This window comes from Pseudomonas costantinii (genome assembly GCF_001870435.1).
GTDB classification, from domain to species: domain Bacteria; phylum Pseudomonadota; class Gammaproteobacteria; order Pseudomonadales; family Pseudomonadaceae; genus Aquipseudomonas; species Aquipseudomonas costantinii.
Map to the genome: position 1 here is coordinate 61862 of NZ_MDDR01000009.1, position 16892 is coordinate 78753.

General features: G+C 56.0%; 14 protein-coding genes. 2 read left to right on the forward strand and 12 right to left on the reverse strand.

The window, feature by feature from the left end:
* The first annotated feature begins 3 nt into the window (after positions 1–3).
* Positions 4–699 (forward strand): pirin family protein, encoded by a 696-nt coding sequence (locus BFL40_RS07265; RefSeq protein ID WP_071483315.1) that lies wholly within the window; start codon positions 4–6, stop codon positions 697–699.
* A 67-nt stretch (positions 700–766) separates the two neighbouring features.
* Here the strand turns inward: BFL40_RS07265 and pgm are convergent, their stop codons facing one another.
* The 4 genes from pgm to BFL40_RS07285 form a co-directional block, all read right to left on the reverse strand.
* Positions 767–2413 carry a phosphoglucomutase (alpha-D-glucose-1,6-bisphosphate-dependent) gene (pgm, locus tag BFL40_RS07270; RefSeq protein WP_071483316.1) on the reverse strand — a complete coding sequence of 549 codons (1647 nt, stop codon included), beginning with the start codon at positions 2411–2413 and terminating at the stop codon, positions 767–769.
* Between the two features lie 105 nt (positions 2414–2518).
* On the reverse strand, positions 2519–3925 hold the full coding sequence (locus tag BFL40_RS07275) for an aminotransferase-like domain-containing protein (RefSeq protein WP_071483317.1): 1407 nt from the start codon (positions 3923–3925) through the stop codon (positions 2519–2521).
* Positions 3922–5355: a hypothetical protein gene (locus BFL40_RS07280; protein WP_071483318.1), complete on the reverse strand. Its 1434-nt coding sequence runs from the start codon at positions 5353–5355 to the stop codon at positions 3922–3924. Before BFL40_RS07280 ends, BFL40_RS07275 begins: the two co-directional genes overlap by 4 nt.
* Before the next feature lie 715 nt (positions 5356–6070).
* Complete coding sequence (locus BFL40_RS07285) at positions 6071–7093, reverse strand: zinc-dependent alcohol dehydrogenase family protein (RefSeq protein ID WP_071483319.1); 1023 nt, start codon at positions 7091–7093, stop codon at positions 6071–6073.
* A gap of 268 nt (positions 7094–7361) precedes the next feature.
* On the opposite strand from BFL40_RS07285, the gene BFL40_RS07290 reads away from it, so the two are divergent.
* Positions 7362–8276 carry a LysR family transcriptional regulator gene (locus tag BFL40_RS07290; protein WP_071483320.1) on the forward strand — a complete coding sequence of 305 codons (915 nt, stop codon included), beginning with the start codon at positions 7362–7364 and terminating at the stop codon, positions 8274–8276.
* A gap of 709 nt (positions 8277–8985) precedes the next feature.
* On the opposite strand, the gene BFL40_RS07295 is transcribed toward BFL40_RS07290, so the two are convergent.
* From BFL40_RS07295 to BFL40_RS07330, 8 genes are read right to left on the reverse strand one after another with little or no spacing between them, the layout of a single operon-like run.
* Complete coding sequence (locus BFL40_RS07295) at positions 8986–10497, reverse strand: class I adenylate-forming enzyme family protein (RefSeq protein ID WP_071483321.1); 1512 nt, start codon at positions 10495–10497, stop codon at positions 8986–8988.
* 6 nt (positions 10498–10503) lie between these two features.
* Positions 10504–11250 carry an ABC transporter permease gene (locus BFL40_RS07300; protein ID WP_071483322.1) on the reverse strand — a complete coding sequence of 249 codons (747 nt, stop codon included), beginning with the start codon at positions 11248–11250 and terminating at the stop codon, positions 10504–10506.
* Entirely contained in the window at positions 11247–12146 is a 900-nt protein-coding gene (locus tag BFL40_RS07305) for an ABC transporter ATP-binding protein (RefSeq protein WP_071483323.1), read from the reverse strand. The genes BFL40_RS07300 and BFL40_RS07305 overlap by 4 nt, the downstream gene beginning before the upstream one ends.
* A gap of 24 nt (positions 12147–12170) precedes the next feature.
* Entirely contained in the window at positions 12171–12443 is a 273-nt protein-coding gene (locus BFL40_RS07310; protein ID WP_083374522.1) for a phosphopantetheine-binding protein, read from the reverse strand.
* 9 nt (positions 12444–12452) lie between these two features.
* The gene (locus BFL40_RS07315) at positions 12453–13718 is read right to left on the reverse strand and encodes a hypothetical protein (RefSeq protein ID WP_143088328.1); all 1266 of its coding nucleotides are present in this window, start codon (positions 13716–13718) and stop codon (positions 12453–12455) included.
* Positions 13719–13763: 45 nt separating this feature from the next.
* Positions 13764–15641, reverse strand: a complete 1878-nt coding sequence (locus BFL40_RS07320; RefSeq protein WP_083374521.1) for an acyl-CoA dehydrogenase family protein — start codon at positions 15639–15641, stop codon at positions 13764–13766.
* 23 nt (positions 15642–15664) lie between these two features.
* Positions 15665–16471, reverse strand: a complete 807-nt coding sequence (locus BFL40_RS07325; RefSeq protein ID WP_071483327.1) for a hypothetical protein — start codon at positions 16469–16471, stop codon at positions 15665–15667.
* A complete protein-coding gene (locus BFL40_RS07330) occupies positions 16464–16892 on the reverse strand; it encodes an acyl-CoA thioesterase (protein ID WP_071483328.1) in 429 nt (142 codons plus the stop codon). The genes BFL40_RS07325 and BFL40_RS07330 overlap by 8 nt, the downstream gene beginning before the upstream one ends.

Sequence of the window (16892 nt, forward strand, 5' to 3'; positions counted from 1 at the left end):
ATCATGCTTGAACTTCGACCTTTCAACACGCTGGGCGGCGCCCACCATGGCTGGCTTGACGCCCATCACCACTTCTCATTCGCCGAGTACCACGACCCCAGCCGCATGCACTGGGGCAACCTGCGGGTGTGGAACGACGACATCATTGCGCCAGGTACCGGCTTCCCGCAGCACCCGCACCGCGACATGGAAATCATCACGTATGTGCGTGAAGGCGCTATCAGCCATGCCGACAACCTGGGCAATAAAGGCCGCACCGAGGCTGGCGATGTGCAAGTGATGAGTGCCGGCACCGGGATCGCCCACAGCGAATACAACCTGGAAGCCACGCCGACCAAGATTTTCCAGATCTGGATTATCCCGAATGAAAGCGGCCTGCCGCCTTCCTGGGGTGCCAAGCCCTTTCCGAAGGGCGATCGCGAAGGTTTTGTGACCTTGGCCAGCGGCAAGACCGGTGACAGCGAAAGCCTGCGCATTCGCGCCGATGCACGTCTGGTGGCGGCAAACCTGAAAGCTGGGGAAAGTGCCGAGTATCGGCTGGACGCCGGGCGCCGGGCGTATCTGGTACCGGCGACGGGGGTGATTGAAGTCAATGGCTTGCGTGCGCAAGCTCGAGACGGTGTGGCGGTTGAGGATGAGCAGGTGTTACGGGTGACTGCGATTGAAGACAGCGAGATCGTGTTGGTCGACCTGGCCTGATCTTCAGCCCTGGCCACACTTAAAGTGTGGGAGCTGGCAAGCCAGCCCCCACATTTACAGCCGTGTGTCAGTTAGCAGTAATCGCACCGTCAACCAGCACTTGAGCTTCTTCCACCAGTTGCTTGAGGTGATCTTCGCCAATAAAGCTTTCGGCGTAGATCTTGTAGATGTCCTCGGTGCCCGATGGCCGCGCGGCGAACCAGCCGTTTTCGGTCATCACTTTCAACCCGCCAATCGCCTGGTTGTTGCCCGGCGCATGGCTGAGAATCTGCTGGATGCTTTCCCCGGCCAATTGCGTGGACGTGACCTGCTCCGGCGACAGCTTGCCCAGCAAGGCTTTCTGCGCCGGGGTGGCCTTGGCGTCGACGCGAATCGCGAACGGCTCGCCCAGGGCATCGGTCAAGCCACGATAAATCTGGCTTGGGTCCTGGCCTTTGCGCGACGTCATTTCTGCCGCCAGCAAGGCTGGGATCAGGCCGTCCTTGTCAGTGCTCCACACGCTGCCGTCCTTGCGCAGGAACGAAGCACCGGCGCTTTCCTCACCGCCAAACCCCAACGAACCTTCGAACAGGCCATCGGCAAACCACTTGAAGCCCACCGGTACTTCATACAGGCGACGACCGATACGCGCAGCGACGCGATCAATCAGGCCGCTGCTGACCACGGTCTTGCCCACAGCTGCGTCGGCACGCCAGTCAGGACGGTTCTGGAACAGGTAATCAATGGACACCGCCAGATAGTTGTTCGGCGCCAGCAGCCCGCCGGACGGGGTGACGATGCCGTGACGGTCGTGGTCCGGATCACAGGCGAAGGCCACGTCGAAACGCTCTTTGAGGCCAATCAGGCCTTGCATCGCGTAGCTGGAGGACGGGTCCATACGGATCTGACCGTCCCAGTCGACGCTCATGAAACGGAAGGTGGGGTCGACTTCGGTGTTCACCACGTCCAGGTTCAAGCGATAGTGTTCGGCGATTGCCGACCAGTAGCGCACCCCTGCTCCGCCCAACGGATCGACGCCCAGACGCAGGTCGGCGCTGCGGATCGCGTCCATGTCGATCACATTGATCAGATCAGCCACGTAGCTGTTGAGGTAGTCATGACGATGGGTGGTGTCGGCTTTGAGTGCCTGCGCGTGGGTGATGCGCTTGACCCCTGCCAGTTTGTTGGCCAGCAACTCGTTGGCCTTGGCTTCGATCCACTTGGTCACGTGGGTATCGGCCGGCCCACCATTGGGTGGGTTGTACTTGTAGCCGCCACTTTGCGGCGGGTTGTGGGACGGCGTGATGACGATGCCGTCCGCCAGGCCGCTGGTGCGGCCACGGTTATAGCAAATGATGGCGTGGGAAATCGCCGGGGTGGGCGTGTATTCATCGCCTTCGGCGAGCATCACGTGCACGCCATTGGCGGCCAGTACTTCCAGGGCGCTGGCACCGGCAGGTGTCGATAGCGCGTGGGTGTCCAGGCCGACGAACAATGGACCGTTGATGCCTTGGGCTTCGCGATACAGGCAAATGGCCTGGCTGATGGCAAGCACATGCCATTCGTTAAAGCTCAGCTCGAACGAGCTGCCACGGTGCCCGGAAGTACCAAAGGCCACGCGCTGGGTGGAGATCGCTGCATCAGGCTGGCCCGTGTAATAGGCCGTGACCAGTCGCGGGATATCCACCAGCAACTGGGCTGGCGCCGGCTTGCCCGCAAAAGGACTGATTGTCATGCATAAACCTCGAAAAGAAGGGTTTGGAAAAAACGACAGTTTACTGAGAGTTGGACTACTGCGCGACGGTATCTATCCCACATCACCAAGAGAAATTTCACGCACTTAATCGATCTGCGCCTGCCGCAATGCTTCGCTCAGGGCCGTTAGGGCAGCCTCCAGGTTGGGCTGCCCATGAAAGGTGTGACTCAAGCGTAAGTGCTGGTGATGCAGGCCACCGACGCTGAATAGCTCACCCGGCGCCACCACCACCTGCCGGGCCAGCAAATACTGGAACACTTGGCGCATGTCCACCGTTTGGGTAGAGCCTAACCAGAAGGTGGCGCCGCCAACGGGCATTCGATAGGTCACTTGTTCACCCAGATGCTGGTCCAGACGCCGACTCATCTCCCCCGCCTGTTCGCGTAGCAACTGACGCAAGGCGCGCAAGTGCTGGTCGATTCGCCCGCTGTGATACAAACGGGCAATCGCGCGCTGGCGAATCGCTGATAGCCGGAACGAGCGCAACAGGAACTGACGCTGCAATTCGCTGCTCATGTGTCGGGATAGCGCGTAACCATAAGGGGCTTCAGGCCCGAGTACTTTCTCGAAAGAGGAAAATACGATCAGTCGCTCTGGGTTCACCAAGTCACGCAACGCCGTCTGGGCCGGTTTGAAACTCAACTCACCATAGGTGTCGTTTTCCAGCAGCCAACAGCCGTATCGATCAAGCAACTGCGCCACCGCCTGTCGGTCGTGAGGTGACATCGCAACCCCTGATGGCTGGCTGCTCACTGACGACAGCACGACCAACTGCACGGACTCGTCGCGCAGCATCCCTTCTAGCGACACCAAATCCAGGCAGCCATCATGTGTCCAGGGCAATTCGATGAGGCGTACCCCGCAATCCTGCAGCAGACGCAGGATCAGCCAGTCGCAGGGCGACTCGACAATCACCGCGGTACCTCGCAGCCCCAGCACCTCGATCAGGATATCCAGCACACCGCGCAGGTCTGCGCCGATATAGACGTCGTCGGCTTGCCAGCAGCGGGTCGGCGACGAGGTATAGCGAGCCGCCAACGCCGCCCGCAGCTCCCATACTCCGCACGGCTGGGACCAGGGCTGCAAATGGCATGGGTATTGGCGCACCAGTTCTCGCTCCAGCCGCAATAACGTGCCATCCAGGGACGCCAACAACGCAGGCTCATCGCCGCTGAGTACCACCATGCCAGGACGCCGGGCGGCAACATAGAGGCGCTCGAGCAAATCCTCGCCTGGCCACGCCAGAGGGTTCCCGGCAAGGGGCCAGGCGTAATAGCCCGACTTGGCCACCGAATAAATCCTGCCCTCTTTCTCAAGCAGCGAATAGGCATATTGGACAGTGGAGATCGACACGTTCAACCGCTCGGATAACTGCCGCAGAGACGGCAGTTTCACCCGGGTATCGGTACTGACCTCGTTAATCAGGTTGATCATGTAGCGATAAACTGCCTGATAGGCAAAATCCGCCTGTCGAACGCCACGCAGCGTCATCGTCCGGACAGCTGAAAGACCATGTCATCGTTGGCCATAGGTCTCTCATGACTACGGCTGCATACAGCACTGCCCAAGCCGAGGGTCACCGGCCGTTTGCGGTACAAGTGCTGGAGCAAAGGCAGCGGCAACCCACTGGTGTCGGTCACCCACTGCTGCAGCATCTCGGCGGCAGGCTTGCCCTGTAGCACCTTGTGCAGTTCGGGCAGTGCCACCAGCATGCCCGGATGGCACTGGCGCAAGTAACCTTCCAGTCGTTCGCCGTGATGGATGAAAGGCGAAAACAACAGGCAGACCAGTTGGCTTTCATCCAGACCGAAGAACTGCTGGGCGAAACTGGCCGACTGGGTGCGCCCTTCATGACTGATGGCCTGGAGCACCCACTCTTCGGGAACCTGTAGACGACGCAGGTACTTAGCCGCCTGCTGAATGAACACTTCGACACCTTCTTCGTAAGCCATCTCCCGCAGACATTCGGCCTGCAACCCTCGCAGGTGCGCCATTAACATCGGATGGGCGTAGGCCGGATGGCTGAAATGAAAGCCCAACGGGTCCGGGGTATAGGCCATGAAGTCGGCAAGCAACGGTGTACAGCCACGACCAATCCCCGCCACAAGGTCGGCAATCCCGATATATGCCAGGTGGCGGTGCCCGCCCTGACTGGCGTCTGCCTTCGGCACATAATGCTCGCCGTACAGATCACGGTAGAAGTCATCGCTCCACCCATCCATGCGCGCGAACAACCCATTGAGCGATGAAGAGCTGTCCGCTGGAATTACAACGCCTGCTGCCTGGACGGTCTTTTTCAGCCAAGCGAGGAGCTGGCTCTGCTTGCGCGCCGAATCACCGCTGACCAGCGCATGCACCCCGCCATTCCAGGTGCTGACACGCTGATAGAAATCCCCCAGGGCCAAGTAGGTATCGTTACACAGTGTCGCGCAAATATCGCCGGAGGTCAGATGCCCCACCATCAACATGTTGCGTTGACGGGTTTCGCGCCCGAAGGTGGACGCCGGGCGCTGGTGGTTAAAAGGCAGCACCTCTTCATTTTCCACCATCAGTAGCTCAACCCTGGGGTCATCGTGGAAAAATAATCGACTGTAGCCACGGTGGAGCGTGTCGAGGGTGCCCTGAGTCATGCCTGCATGGCGCAACGTGGCGACCCGCAGTTGGAACGTCTTGGGCGCACGTCCGGCGATGGTCAATTGCGCAGCACGCAGCAATGCCAGGGTATAACTGCTGACTTCACCGCCCCCATGGGCCAGCAGTATCCGGAAATCGCCCATTTGTTCCATGCCGCCTGCGGCCACGACAATACGCTGGATCAGCAATTGAAGTGCTGTGCGCTCTGCGCGATTGAAGTGCCCAATCAACCGTTGCAAAACTTGCTGATAAACATAATTCATAGCCTGCTCGTGAATAGCGCTCATTGTTCTACTACCTGAGTTGAAATATCAGTTTCAAGCAACTGCTGACAGTACTTGCTCGTTCTATTACGTCTCTAAGAATGTCGCTTCGGCATAGTGTTCATGACAAACAGACACTAGCACCTTGCAACAAAACGACAGGGACTGCTTACTTGGCCACCCCTGGAGATCCATCACCTGAAAAGGCCGCGGGCCAAGCGCCCAGAGCATTGATAGCGACAACCCTAGGAATATTCCGACAACTTCCTACGGCGCTTTAACCCTGAACTCAAAGATTTATCCGACAAATAAAGCTCGCCAAACTTCGATACCCGCCTGCTTATTGATTGGGACCTGCCTTGGAAACACCCATATCCTCGAGCCCAAGCAGATGCAGCGTTATTAATGACAGGAACTACCCGCAGCGATAGTAGAGAGTCAATCATTACTCAATCCTTGAGATGAAAGTGAAGACCCAATTATCAGGACTGGAATAATGATTAACAGATACAGAACCTGGGCGAAAACCAGTTCAGATAACTACCAGGCAATGCGCTGGTAAGGCACACACAACAACGCCGCACTGAGATTCAGGGCGGCGCCAAGGGGAAAGGTATCGTTTACAGGACCGAACGACGAATGCACGCTTCAGACAACGCGCGGGGAAAGCCCTGTCAAATGGCGCATTTGCCCCATGCGCCCGGGGTTTGGAGTAATCGTTTGCGAATACTCCTACACCTCAAACAGCTTCAACCTGCAACGCAACGCGCTCGCGGCACGGGCATTCGTCCATATAACGGTGCGCTTCCACGAACTGATTGAACGGAAACACTGTGGTTTTCAGCGGCACCAGCACACGGTCAGCGGTCAGTTGGTTGATGTCACGCAAGGCGCGTTGCAAGGCGACCTGATCCTGGATAATGCCCAGTTCCGGTTTGCCGGTGAAATTGCCGATGCAGTGCACAAAGAACTGAATATTCTTCTGGAACGCCGCGCAAGCCGGGAAAGGTGTCTGGTTGCCGCCTTGCAGGCCGTAGAGCACCAGGCTGCCACGCGGCGCCAGTACGTCACCGAGCAACGACATCTGCGGGCCGCCCAAGCCATCGAACACCACATCAACGCCGCGGTTATCGGTGAACTTGTTGATTTGCATCAGCAGGTCCTGCTCTTCGGTGACGATCACCTTCTCAGCCCCAAGGGACAACAGGTACTCGCGTTCGGCGCTGTCTTTGGTGGCAGCAATCACCCGCACACCCAGGGCTTTGCCCAGTTGCACGAACGAAGGGCCAGCGCAGTGACTGGCGTCGGTTACCAGGGCAAATTGGCCGGGTTTGACCCGCGCCAGATCCACATAGGCAAAGTAGGCAATCAGCAGCGGCGTGTAGTGCACGCTGGCTTCAATCGGGCTCAAGACGTCGGGATAACGGGTCAATGCCGAACGGGGCAGGACGATCTGCTCGCCATACACCGGGTAATCATTGGGGCTCTCGGCCGGAAAACTGGCCACTTTATCGCCCACTGCCAAATCATCCACGCCGTCGCCGAGGGCTACAACCACCCCGGCCATCTCATGGCCAAGGCCTGATGGCAAACGTGCATGGGAAGACGCCAGGTTCTGGCGCCACAGAATGTCGTACCAGCTGATGCCAATCGCGTCGACACGCACCTGCACTTCGCCCGGTGCGGGCTGCGCGGCTACATGCTCTTCGCACTTGAGCACCTCGGCCGGACCAAACTTGTGAAAACGAATCGTGCGGGACATCGCAAACCTCGTCAAAGTAACCTCTAATGCCATGAACTCTATCTGGGCTTTACGGGTAAGACCACCGGTCGCCGTTAATAGTCGACATGCCTGCCATTGATTCCGCATCTGAGGAATTGACCTCAGCGCTTGTAAGAAAACTCAATTAGCCGGTGCAGAGTACCAGCCTTTCCCCGTAAGATTCATGCCGGTCATGCTTCTAAATGGAATCCAAGGGGTTCTTATATGGCCGCTCTCGTCAAGTTTGCTGACTCTTCCAGGACACAAGATGAACCGTAACGACCTGCGTCGTGTCGACCTTAACCTCTTGATCGTATTCGAAACCTTGATGCACGAGCGCAGCGTGACCCGCGCCGCCGAGAAACTGTTCCTCGGCCAGCCGGCCATCAGTGCGGCATTGTCGCGCCTGCGCGGGCTGTTCGATGACCCACTGTTCGTACGTACCGGGCGTAGCATGGAGCCATCGGCCCGCGCCGTGGAAATCTTCGCCCTGCTCTCCCCGGCCCTGGACTCGATTTCCACCGCCGTGAGCCGCGCCGCAGAATTCGACCCGGCCACCAGCACCGCGGTATTCCGTATCGGGCTGTCCGACGACGTCGAATTCGCCCTGCTCCCCCAATTGCTCAAACGCCTGCGTGCCGAGGCCCCCGGCATCGTGCTGGTGGTACGCCGCGTCAATTACATATTGATGCCGAGCCTGCTGGCCTCCGGTGAAATCTCCATCGGCGTCAGCTACACCACCGACTTGCCGGCCAACGCCAAACGCAAGGTGCTGCGCCGCAGCCTGCCGAAACTGCTGCGCGCCGACAGCGTGCCCGGCTCATTGAGCCTGGACGACTTCTGTACCCGACCTCACGCCCTGGTGTCGTTTGCCGGTGACCTGAGCGGGTTTATTGATGAAGAGCTGGAAAAACTCGACCGCAAACGCCACGTAGTGCTGGCCGTGCCGCAGTTCAACGGGCTGGGCACGTTGCTGGCGGGCACCGATATTGTTGCCATCGTGCCGGACTACGCCGCTGAAGCTTTGACCGCAACCGGTGGGTTAAGGGCTGAAGAACCACCACTGCCGGTGCGCACGTTTGAATTGCACATGGCGTGGCGTGGGTCCCAGGACAACGATCCGGGTGAGCGGTGGTTGCGGTCGCGGATTCAGATGTTTTTTGGCGACCCTGAGAGTCTTTAGGCGTTGTCAGGCAGGGTGTTAATTTGATCATTTCTGGTTTTTCATAGGCCATGGAGGTCTACACACTTCCAGAGGATGAAATACTTGGGGGCATATCTGAGGGCATGTATTGGGAACGTTGAAACAGATGCCCCCAGTTCAAGGTCCAACACACCCCTTCGCGAAATATCACTCGCGGTTGCTCTCAGCCGCCGTAGAGCGCTATACAGCTACCTCGTTGCGCTGGAGGCCTTGTCGCTAAAATGGTCGCTTGAAGCTATCCTCGCGGATAAGCTGCCAACTTCCGACTACTGTCATAGCTACAAGTCTTTAACTTATCATTAGAATGGCTGGCATCACATGGCTCGCACCCCCAAACCTTTGTTCGAAACTTATGATATTTTTATCGAACAAGAAAATGCTGCGAGATGCGGGCATTACTGTTGTTGTCGGACTCTTGGCCGAGGAAGCCGTTAAGGACTTGGGTGGTTTTTCGTAAACAAATCAGGTGAATCAGTGGATCGCAACGATGAATAGATCGCTAACCAGCAGCTTAGTATCGCCTTCGGCTATATCCACGCACCTGGCTTAGCTCGTGGACTTTATCGTAAATTATTCGATTGGCTCAGCCGCCGCACGGCCTGATGATTCAAGCCATCAGGCTCGCGCGTGGTTTGCATTGATATAGGGCGGCTCACCTATTATTGCTAAGCGTTACCTGACAATCATCTTATGTCTTTACTTCGTCGTCAGTCCGTCGAACTGACCGAACCAACTGCGCCAAATCGACTTTTCCATTTGCCGACAATGGAAGGCTGTCGAGGAACTGGATTTGGCCGAACATGTAGTCAGGGTCGACCTCTTGCTTCAGCCACGCCTTCAAAACGCATTCGGTATCTCTGCCTTTTTCCGTTAAAGACACAAACAGCTTCGCGACCTCGTTTCCTTCATCGTCTGTAATACCGACTACGGTACAAAGCTCCACTAATGGATGGCGGTAGACAATAGCTTCCAAGTCACGTGGGTAGAGGCAAAAACCGCGCTGTTTGATAAGGTCTTTGCTTCGCCCTTTAAAATGCAGTAACCCCTCTTCGTCCTGAATGAACAGATCTCCCGTCGCCAGCCAATTATCATCGCGGTACAGGCCATTGTGCAGGCGTGCACCTCCATCGTTGTCTTGATTGAAATATCGTTGGAATACAGAGACCCCGCGGACAAACAAGGTGCCAACTACACCTCGAGGCACCTCTTGCAGGTACGTAGTATCATCATGTTCCCTTACCTCGTGAAAAACTTTGGCATCCAGCCCCGGCATCGGTATGCCTACCGAATCGGGAGATTGCGCAAGCTGCTCAGCGGGCAGGTACGACACACGCTTGGATTCAGTCAGGCCATACATCTTGACAACCTGTGCATCCGGAAAGCGCCGATCGAGGCCAAGTGCCGTGGGTACAGGCAACACCCCTCCAGTACTGGTGATCAAACGCACGCCTCGGACTTCGATACCAAATTTGTCCAGGTACTTGTGAAGCGCGGTAGCGAGTGCAGGAATGAGTGGAAGCACTGTGACCTGCCGTTCCTCAACCAGCTTCAACAATGAAAGAGGGTTAATACCGCGTGAGCACATTACCAATCGACACTCGGTGGCCAGGCAGAAAAGCAGTTGGTAAAGGCCATAGTCGAAGGAAAGCGGCGAAATCAACAAAACCGTGTCGCTCCTACCTATCTTTAAATAGGCCAGGATCGAGCGTATCGAAGAAATCACGTTTGCGTGGGTAAGCATAATTCCCTTTGGCTTACCGGTACTGCCCGAGGTGTAAATGATCAGCGCCAAGTCTACTCCGGTGAGGCCAGGAGCAGTCAGGTAGCGAAAGGGAGACGGCATCAACTGTGCGCTGTCCGGTCGTTGCAATCTCAGCTCTCCTGTGGCCGGGTTAAGCACATAGTCAGCTACACAGTCATCAGCAATCCCCTGCAACGCTGAAGGGGCTACATCACTCTTCACTGGAACTACGACCCCACCGTGGTACCAGACAGCCAGCAACGCAGCGACCGTCTCCAGGCTGTTCGAGACTCGAACCACAACCCTACTTTGGTGACGGATCGCAGCACAGTTCTGCACCATTGCCTCCAAGCAGGGATGTAGGCAATCACCGTTTTCTTGATCAGTACTGATCTGCCCGCTCCAAGTCCCCTGGATAAGGCCAGCCACCAAGTCTTTCAACGTAAAAATGCTATCCATTAACGGTCACTTCCATTTAAACGTTTTGACGGCAATGACGAAAAGCACCAAGCACATCGCCAACAGGACAACAAGGCTGGGCATATTGCTGGTCAGCCCCTCGTTGTAATAGAGCTGAGCTTCCAACAGATCAAAAAGGTGGCTCGCGGGCAAGACTTGCGCGGCATTGATGAGCCAACCAGGGAAAAAGGCTTTTGGAAATGTGGAACCACTGAGAAAAAGCATGACCAGAAAGATCGCGTTGGCGGTCGCTGTAGCCGTGGGTGGGTGAGCGCACAGGTTGGCGATAATCAAACCAATCGAGCAGAACAACACAGTGGCGACCACTGTGAGGAAAGCGATAGCGAAGAAGTTGCCATGGGGCGTAACCGAGAACAATAACGTTGAGCCTGCATACACCAACGCCATGCCCAGGATGACAGTCACGAACTGACGCAGGATCAGTGCAGCCAACACCTGCGCTGGTTGCAGGTCAGTCAGTTTGAGTCGCTTGTATATGCCCGAATGCAGGTCTGCCGACAGCACAGTAGCCAACGCGAAAATACCACCGGACATCATCGTCAGCACATAGACGCCCGTGACCGTTATCAGCCTGGGATCGCTACCTGTGGCGTCCGACTTCCCGCTACCACCGAATACTGAAAGCATCAATAACAGCATTGCCACCGGGTAGACGAACGACCAGAATAAAGCGATCCTGCTGCGTGAGGCCAGTACGCACTGAGCAACGAAAAAGCTTATGAATAACCTCACGACACCGCCTCCTCGGTTATTTTTACAAATACACTTTGCAGAGACTCTTTTCCGATTTCGATCCTCGACAAAGGGTAAAGATCGCAAAGATCGCTGAGCTTGCGCATCACGTCAGCATCGATAGCTTGCACATTGAATGAACAGACGCCGTTAATTAACTGTACGTTCGCAAAACCATAGGCTTCTATCGCAGGTATCGCCACATCACCCTTGAAGCACAACTCGACATTGCACCGATTATTATACCGGCGAATTATATTTTGAGGTGTATCAGTCACCACCAATTCGCCTTTACTCAATATGGATACCCGGTCCGCCAGCGCTTCCGCTTCCTCGATGTAATGCGACGTGAAAATAATAGTCTTCCCCTCTTCTTTTAGAACACGAATAAGCTCCCAAATTTTGAGCCTTACTTGTGGGTCAAGCGCCGTGGTCGGCTCATCGAAGAATAAAATTTCAGGATCATTAACCAGTGCCAAAACAATTGCCAGCTGTTGTTTCTGCCCCCCCGAAAGATGCCTGAAGGTGCTGCCGAGCTTGTCCTTGAGATTCATCATCTCTAAATAGCGCGGAATGGCAGTTGAGGGCGAGCGGTAAAAGTTGCTGTAATACTTTATCAGTTCTCTGACCGTCAGCCGGTCGTAGTACATCTGGCTCTGAAATACCGGTCCGATTCGCGGCATTTCGGACACCTCCCCGCCCTTGTCGACATACTCAACGGTCCCCTCATCTATAGAGCGCAGGCCCATCAAGATTTCGAGAGCGGTCGTCTTGCCTGAACCGTTGGGGCCCAGCAGCGCGAAAACCTCGCCTCGTTCAACCGTGAGAGAAATACCTTTGAGTGCGTGCACATCACGATATCTCTTTACCAATCCATTTACGCGAATGACATTCACCGAATGCGCTCCTTCAGTGGGGACTCAAACAACCATCTCGAAGGCAATCATTTGGTTATGAATGTCCAAGAGTGAGGTCATCTCGTCAAACTCCAGACGAGAAGGGTCGATCTGAAAATCGCTGTAGATTTCCTCGCAGCCGATAATGACCTCGACGATATTGAGAGAATCAATGCCTATCTCTGACAGCGGAACGGTCGCGTCCACCGTTTCAGTCTTTACCGCCTCGGCGGTAATGTGTTGCAGTTGCTCCAGCAGCTCTGGGAATTCAATCATTGTTTCATTTCCGTTTGTCATGATGCGTCCTTAGAAAACATGGTTGGTGTAAGAAAGGCCCACCCCAACACCCTTGGATACCGAGCCGAACTCAGTACCTGTTGTGCCATGGAATGTATTAAAATTTAATGAAACTTCCGACGCGCCGCCTATTTCTCGCATCAGAGAAAACGAAGTCATGTAACTGTTGTCATCAAGGTTAAACATAACGCTGGGCTTCCATTGCAGCGCCCACTCATCGATGTACCCGGTATAAGATGGGTATACATAATTCCTTCTCAAGTACTCCTGTTCAAATAAACTATTATTCCCTACGATTGATGCGCCACCTTTTTGCGGAGCCGTTTGTTGAAAGCCTCGGCCATTATGAAAGTACTCCAGGCTAACTCTTCTTTTCTCATCAATGAAATGGGTCAAGCTGAGGTAAACGTCTTCGTAATTATCGACACCGCTGAGACTTTCCAACCGGATTCCACGCCGCCAAGGAGCCAGCATGCGCCGACGATCCACATCAACATGAACAGCTTCCAGTGAAAAAGTTATAGCGCCTGGTAAATTCCCGTCCATTACCAGGCCCTTTTTGCTGGAATAATCACCGTTGTGGCTATAAAGCAAGGATGCGCCTATCCAACCGCGGACACTGGCGCGCAAAGCGAATTGATTGCCATCGTAAAAGTGGTTGTCTTGGGACGACACCAGCATCGACAGATCTGCAGAACTGCCGATCAAGTCGTATCGCAACTGATCAACGCCGCGATAACGATAGGGGTTTTTTTGATCAATGTTCTTTGTCGAGAACCCGTTTTCAATCAAGTCCGCCGGGCGCCACTGAAAACCTGAACTCCAGCCAAGCACACGGCGTCCCACGGTGAGCGCCTGATCCCCATTGTCGGTTCGCTGCTGGTAGTAGTATTCCAGCGCGGTTAATCGGTTCTGGTACTCGTCATTTTGGGCCGACTTACGTTCCTCATAGTTGCCAACCAATCGCCCGGCCACCAACGCGGTGCTGTTCGGTTTCCAAGTGGCGGCCCCATCCAGAAACGCATCCTGCCTGGAACGATGCCCCCCCGCGTCACCGCCGACTCCTGGCAGGTATGTCCCTTGGTAGAGCGCGTCCAAGGTGCCCGACCATGCAGAGAAGGACGTGCTTTCAACCGCCGGCAAACCGGAAGTCTCATTCGCCGCAAACGGATCAACCAACGCTAGACCTGAAGCCGCGCTCTGCACCAATGGGGCTTCGACTTCTCCCCTTTCCTTACCTGAGACAGCGGCGCCTGCATTGCCCGCGACAGTCATCAGATAACACAGTGCAACCAACCCATGCTTTGACATCTCGCTCACCTATCGGCCCACGGGGAAGTGAGCCGACTGGATCTGCGTAAAGTCGTCGTCCACCAAAGAGATGGCGTTCAACTTCGCGTCCAGGATTGCGATTTCATAACGGAAAAAGAACCGCATGGCGTACAGTTTGCCCTGGTAGAAATCCGCGTCGGTTGCACTCGGCGAATCATCCAGCCCGGCCTGTGCCGCGAGCGCATTTTCGAGCAATAGCCAACCGACCAGCATGTCACCAAAAGCGCCCATGAACCGAGTCGCCATCAGGTAGATCTGCTCAATGTGCCCCGCCGAAAGCCAGGCTCCGAATGTTGCCAGTGTATTAGCGACCACCGTCAGTGCTCGCTCAAGCGCATCGAATTGGTCATTGAAGTGCGGGTAACTGTCACGGCGGTCTAGAACCATTCGGATCTCGTCCCGCAACCCGTTGAAGGCCTTGGAGGCCTTGCCCATAGCGAGCTTGGAGCGAATTAAATCGGCCGATTGAACGTAATTGGTGCCCTCCCAGATGCTCATGATCTTGACGTCTCGGCAGTACTGCTCGACGGGAAAGGCACTGGTATAACCGTAGCCGCCGTGGACCTGGATAGCGGTTTCACACACGCGCCAGGCTTGGTCCGAGCACCATGCCTTAACCACCGGAGTCAGCAGGTCCGCCAAGGCTTCATAGCGTTTTCGCAACACCTTGCTCTCGCCTTCAGCGTCACGCATGGCTGCCGCCAGCGAGGAATAGTGAGCTGCTTTCAAGACCAAAGCGCGCATCCCCTCCACCCTGGCCTTCATATCCATCAGCATTCGCCGCACATCCATGTGCTCAATGATCGGCAAACGGTTGGAAGGGACGGCCATCACGGCACGTACGCTGCTACCTTGTATACGCTCACGGGCGTACTCGACGGCGTTGTAATACGCTGAAGACGCAATACCCATTGCATAAGTGCCGGTGGCCACCCGAGCCAGGTTCATCAGCAGCATCAACTGTGACAGGCCCATACCTTCACTCTGCCCCAGCAAAGTGCCGTAGCAATGCCCCTCGGCACCGAAGGAAAGCTGGACCGTCGCGTTCCCCTTCAGGCCCATCTTGCCTTCAACCGCATCGCAGGCAACATGGTTGTACTCACCTGGCGTACCGTCCTCATTGAGCCGATAACGGGTCACAACGAAGCAGCTCAAACCCCGAGTGCCGGCAACCGCGCCCTCTACACGGGCGAGTACGAAGTAGACAATATTGTCGGTCAGGTCATGCATGCCCGAAGATATAAAGACTTTGCCTCCCTCTATACGGTACAAGCCGTTTTCCATAGGGATTGCTCGGGTGCGGATCGCGCCCACATCGGAACCTGCATCGGGCTCGGTCATCACCATTGAGGCGGTCATGGTCGGCGTCGCCAACGCCTGGCAAAATTGGTGCTGCTGCAAGTCCGTACCGTGCTTGAGCAGAAGATAGATGGCGCCGACGTTGAATCCCGGATAGACGCAGAATGCGGGGTCAGCCCCATACAGAATGCCGTATACCGCCTGATTGAGAACGTAAGGGGTGCCGGTGCCGCCCAATTCGGGCGGCGCGGAGAGAGCACACAGGCCAGCGTGCGTGTAGGCCTCCCAGACCTTTTTGTACACCGGTGGCGCAGACACCTGCACAGCGGAGACTCGCGTGCAGCCTTCTTTGTCGGCCAATTGATAGCTGCGTCCCAAATAGTCACGTGCGAACTTCGTCGCTGCATCGATCACTTGCTCGCACACAACCCGGTCGACGTGCGCAAACGCCTTCGATTGCAGCACGTTCTCTTGAATACGCAGCACCTCAAACAATTGAAAATGGATATCACGCTCGTCAAGCTTGAACGAGGACCGGTGCGCGGAAAGACACGACATGTCATTCATGGATGTTAGAGTCTCGCTGAGGCTTAGAAATGGCGGACGTTGAAAGACGGCGCAATATGGATATTGGCGAAGCAGTAGTAACCACGTAATGCCAGAGACCCCAGCACAACCCTGCGCCCGGCAAGCGTCAGCCGGGCATGCTCATGCAACACCGCAATCCAGGGATCACTGCCGAAGGCGTGCCCGTAAGTTGCGTGGCAGTCGCCCAGCAAGCTGAACTCTTTCAGCGAACGCCGCAGCGGGACTGACATATTGTCTGGGAAGAACGGCAGCGACAGGAGCTCGGACTGGAATTGCCGGGCCGCCTGTTTAGCCACACTGGCGAAGGCGATAATATTGTTGCCGCCGGCTGCGGCACCGGTCATGACAGGCGATGCCGACTGCTCATCTTCCATGAGAGAAAAGAACAGGGTCGTGATGCCAAACCCGGACTTCCCCCACGCCGGATTACTTTTCCACGTGGTCATTTCCATCGAATTCACGTCCAGAATAGAGATAGCAAATGAATTGGGACCGCCCTTGTTTTTCAAGTGGTGGCGCAGGCAATAGCCCCAGCAGGCACACTCGTAGGCGTGGGTAAAACTTGTCGGAACTTGATGTTCGGGTCCAAGCAGAGATGACGCTTCAACCGCGGCTGCGCTAAAGATCGAATCCATCATCGTGCTGCACAGGTAATGGTGAGCCACCGATGAATAACGCTCCTGGCCGATCGTCGCAACATGTCGCTGCAAGACCTCAGTGATTTCACGGGCGCTGCGTGCGATGTCCGCGGTAGCTGCATTCGATTCGACTGGCGAATAGACCATATCGGTCAGGCTGACCCTATACATGTTCGCGCTCCTGCTCATGCCGTCTGCCCTGCCCTTGCGGTGCAAGCAGCGCAATTATGCTGGCGGGCACAGGAAGAATGGTCCGCGAGCCACGTTCCAGGCAGACCATGCGCGTACTCAGTTGCAAGCACCGCTTCCCGGCCTTGGTGATGTCCGTCTCCCAGTTCAGCCCGGTACGATCAATGCTGCTCAAGCGCGTGTGAATGCAGACTTCATCCTCGAGGAAGATCGGGGCCAAGTACTTGGCGGTCAAACGCCTGACCACCATAGAGAACCCGTGCTCAGAGCCGATACGGCTCAACGCCATGCTCCGCTCACGAAACCAGGCGTGATAGCCGTACTCGGCAAGCTCGATATAGCGTGCGTGATGCATGACGCCACCGGCGTCGGTATCTGCAAAGGCTACGACATACGGGACCAT

Coding starts and splice junctions, on each gene's coding strand:
- BFL40_RS07265 (WP_071483315.1), top strand. CDS start 4: ATGCTTGAACTTCGACCTTTCAACACGCTGGGCGGCGCCCACCATGGC.
- pgm (WP_071483316.1), bottom strand. CDS start 2,413: ATGACAATCAGTCCTTTTGCGGGCAAGCCGGCGCCAGCCCAGTTGCTG.
- BFL40_RS07320 (WP_083374521.1), bottom strand. CDS start 15,641: ATGAATGACATGTCGTGTCTTTCCGCGCACCGGTCCTCGTTCAAGCTT.
- BFL40_RS07330 (WP_071483328.1), bottom strand. CDS start 16,892: ATGGTCCCGTATGTCGTAGCCTTTGCAGATACCGACGCCGGTGGCGTC.
- BFL40_RS07325 (WP_071483327.1), bottom strand. CDS start 16,471: ATGTATAGGGTCAGCCTGACCGATATGGTCTATTCGCCAGTCGAATCG.
- BFL40_RS07315 (WP_143088328.1), bottom strand. CDS start 13,718: ATGACTGTCGCGGGCAATGCAGGCGCCGCTGTCTCAGGTAAGGAAAGG.
- BFL40_RS07310 (WP_083374522.1), bottom strand. CDS start 12,443: ATGACAAACGGAAATGAAACAATGATTGAATTCCCAGAGCTGCTGGAG.
- BFL40_RS07295 (WP_071483321.1), bottom strand. CDS start 10,497: ATGGATAGCATTTTTACGTTGAAAGACTTGGTGGCTGGCCTTATCCAG.
- BFL40_RS07285 (WP_071483319.1), bottom strand. CDS start 7,093: ATGTCCCGCACGATTCGTTTTCACAAGTTTGGTCCGGCCGAGGTGCTC.
- BFL40_RS07275 (WP_071483317.1), bottom strand. CDS start 3,925: ATGACGCTGCGTGGCGTTCGACAGGCGGATTTTGCCTATCAGGCAGTT.
- BFL40_RS07280 (WP_071483318.1), bottom strand. CDS start 5,355: ATGAGCGCTATTCACGAGCAGGCTATGAATTATGTTTATCAGCAAGTT.
- BFL40_RS07290 (WP_071483320.1), top strand. CDS start 7,362: ATGAACCGTAACGACCTGCGTCGTGTCGACCTTAACCTCTTGATCGTA.